The sequence below is a fragment of the Streptomyces lushanensis genome (assembly GCF_001700515.1).
Classification (GTDB): Bacteria; Actinomycetota; Actinomycetes; order Streptomycetales; family Streptomycetaceae; genus Streptomyces; species Streptomyces lushanensis.
This window is the reverse complement of the sequence record NZ_MAUD01000571.1, coordinates 1-3,478: the sequence shown is the minus strand read 5'-3', so window position 1 is coordinate 3,478 and position 3,478 is coordinate 1. Positions and strand designations below refer to the sequence as shown.

The following is a 3,478-nucleotide window of genomic DNA, read 5'->3' as shown; positions in this document are numbered from 1 at the left end:
TCTCGGTCCTGCCCGCGACGGCGCCCGTCGCGGGCAGGACCGAGACGAAGAGCGCGGCCACGGTGACGGCCGCGGCCGTGACCACGCGGTGGCGGCGGAGGGAAGCGCCCGTGCCTGTGGAGGAGTTACGGGAGTCGGGGGAGGTGCCGAAGATGCCTGGGACACGCGTGGTACGTGAGACACGTGAGGTGTGTGAGGCACGTGGGGTACGGGAGGTGTTCGTCACTCCTGGTGCTCCTTCTGTCCGGCTTGTTCATGACGGCAGGGAGAAATGCGATGTGGATGTGACGACCGCGCGGTGTGTTGATCGTTTCAGCGGACGATGTCTTTGTCAGCAGCGCACGACAACGATGTCTCAAAGGCGCACGCCCGCTCGAAACCGGCCTGACCGCCTATGCCCGAGTCACGTGCGCCTTTACCCCGCGGCAACACAAAAGCCATCGGCCGCGTCGGCCATTTCCGTCATGGGCATGGCGCAAACAGACCGGCGGCCGGACCCGAAAGGACCGGGCCCGGCCGAAAATGCCTCAGGTTCAGATTCAGATACCCCAGGACACGCAAGGTCCGAGGACGCGCAAGGTCCAGGGACACGGAGAACACGGAACGGCGGTCAGCCCTCCTCGTCCTCGCCGTCCTCCCCGCCCTCCAGCTCACCCTCCGTCTCCAGGAACACCTTCCGGAGTTCGGCCAGCACCGCCGGGTCCGGCTTCGCCCACATGCCGCGGGACTCCGCCTCCAGCAGGCGTTCCGCGATGCCGTGCAGGGCCCAGGGGTTGGCCTCCTGGAGGAACGCGCGGTTCTCCGGGTCCAGGACATAGGTCTCGGTCAGCTTGTCGTACATCCAGTCGGCGACCACGCCCGTCGTCGCGTCGTACCCGAAGAGATAGTCGACGGTCGCGGCGAGTTCGAAGGCTCCCTTGTAGCCGTGGCGGCGCATCGCCTCGATCCAGCGGGGATTGACCACGCGGGCGCGGAAGACGCGCGACGTCTCCTCCACCAGCGTGCGCGTACGGACCGTCTCCGGGCGGGTGGAGTCGCCGATGTACGCCTCCGGCGCCGTGCCCTTCAGCGCGCGGACCGTGGCGACCATCCCTCCGTGGTACTGGAAGTAGTCGTCGGAGTCCGCGATGTCGTGCTCGCGCGTGTCGGTGTTCTTCGCGGCCACCGCGATGCGCTTGTACGCGGTCTCCATCTCGGCGCGGGCGGGCCGGCCGTCGAGTTCACGGCCGTACGCGTAGCCGCCCCACACCGTGTAGACCTCGGCGAGATCGGCGTCCGTGCGCCAGTCGCGGCTGTCGATGAGCTGGAGGATGCCCGCTCCGTACGTACCGGGCCGGGAGCCGAAGATACGGGTGGTGGCCCGGCGTTCGTCACCGTGCGCCGCCAGATCGGCCTGGGCGTGGGCGCGGATGTGGTTGGCCTCGGCCGGTTCGTCCAGCGACGCGGCCAGCCGGACCGCGTCGTCCAGCAGGCCGATCGCGTGCGGAAAGGCATCGCGGAAGAAACCGCTGATGCGGAGGGTGACATCGATACGGGGCCGGCCCAGCTCGTCGAGCGCGATCGGCTCCAGTCCGGTGACCCGGCGCGACGCGTCGTCCCAGACGGGCCTGATCCCCAGCAGGGCGAGGGCCTCGGCGATGTCGTCGCCGGAGGTGCGCATCGCGCTCGTGCCCCAGAGCGAGAGCCCGACCGAGGTCGGCCAGTCACCGTTGTCGGTGCGGTAGCGCTCCAGGAGGGAGTCGGCGAGGGCCTGTCCGGTCTCCCAGGCGAGCCGGCTCGGGACGGCCTTCGGGTCGACGGAGTAGAAGTTGCGGCCGGTCGGAAGCACATTGACCAGTCCGCGCAGCGGCGATCCGGACGGACCGGCCGGTACGAATCCGCCGTTCAGCGCGTGCACCACATGGTCGATCTCGTCGACGGTGCCGGCCAGCCTCGGCACGACCTCGCGGGCGGCGAAGCGGAGGATGTCGGCGATCTGCCGCGGATCACCGGACGGGTCGCCGGACGGATCAGCGGACGGGTCGCCGGCCACCACGCGCTCCACCGCCGCCGGATCCCACCCCGCGTCCTCCATCGCCTGGACGAGCGCGCGGGCCCGCCGCTCCGTCTCGTCGGCGTCGGTGCGGGTCGCGGCCGACTCGTCCAGGCCCAGCGCCTCGCGCAGCCCCGGGAGAGAGGTCGTACCGCCCCAGATCTGGCGGGCGCGCAGGACGGCGAGGACCAGGTTGACCCGCGCGTCCCCGGTCGGCGCGCCGCCCAGGACATGCAGTCCGTCGCGGATCTGCGCGTCCTTGACCTCGCACAGCCAGCCGTCGACATGGAGCAGGAAGTCGTCGAACCCGTCATCGTCGGGGCGGTCCTCCAGGCCGAGATCGTGGTCGAGCTTGGCGGCCTGGATCAGCGTCCAGATCTGCGCGCGGATCGCGGGCAGCTTCGCCGGGTCCATGGCGGAGATCGCCGCGTACTCGTCGAGCAGTTGCTCCAGGCGCGCGATGTCGCCGTACGACTCGGCGCGCGCCATCGGCGGTACGAGATGGTCCACGAGCGTGGCGTGTACTCGCCGCTTGGCCTGCGTACCCTCGCCCGGGTCGTTGACCAGGAACGGATAGATCAGCGGCAGATCGCCCAGCGCCGCGTCGGGAGCGCAGGCGGCGGAGAGGCCGGCGTTCTTGCCGGGCAGCCACTCCAGATTGCCGTGCTTGCCGAGGTGGATCATGGCGTCGGCGCCGAAGCCGCCGTCCGCGCGGTCGGCCTGGATCCAGCGGTAGGCGGCCAGGTAGTGGTGCGAGGGCGGCAGATCGGGATCGTGGTAGATCGCGATCGGGTTCTCGCCGAAGCCGCGCGGCGGCTGGATGAGGATGAGCAGATTGCCGCGCCGGAGGGCGGCGAGGACGATGTCGCCGTCCGGGTCGCCGCCCGAGGCGACCCGGCTGCGGTCCACGAACATCTCGCCGGGCGGCGGTCCCCAGTGCTCCTCGACGGACTCGCGCAGTTCGGACGGGAGTTGCCCGTACCAGCGGCGGTAGTCGGCGGCCGGGACACGGACCGGGTTACGGGCGAGCTGCTCCTCGGTGAGCCACTCCTGGTCATGGCCGCCGGCCTCGATGAGCGCGTAGATCAGCTCGTCGCCGTCGCCCGACTCCAGACCGGGGACGGACTCGTCGTTGGGGCCGGATCCGAAGTCGTAGCCCTCGGCCCGCAGCCGGCGGAGCAGGGCCACCGCGCTGGCCGGGGTGTCCAGGCCGACCGCGTTGCCGATACGGGAGTGCTTGGTCGGGTACGCGGAGAGCACCAGCGCGAGGCGCTTGTCCGCGTTCGGGCGGTGGCGCAGACGGGCGTGGCGTACGGCGATCCCGGCCACCCGCGCGGCCCGCTCGGGATCGGCGACGTACACCGGCAGTCCGTCGGGGTCCAGTTCCTTGAAGGAGAACGGGACGGTGATGAGCCGGCCGTCGAACTCCGGTACCGCCACCTGGGA

The 3,478-nt window shown here is 70.7% G+C and carries 2 protein-coding genes; both read right to left on the bottom strand.

The genetic code is table 11. The features are described from left to right. Nucleotides 1–226: hypothetical protein (locus tag BFF77_RS31365; protein WP_141698592.1), on the bottom strand; the 226-nt coding region annotated here is incomplete at its 3' end. 384 nt (nt 227–610) lie between these two features. Beyond that, the coding region (cobN, locus tag BFF77_RS31360; protein ID WP_066956843.1) for a cobaltochelatase subunit CobN at nt 611–3,478 on the bottom strand (2,868 nt) is incomplete at its 5' end.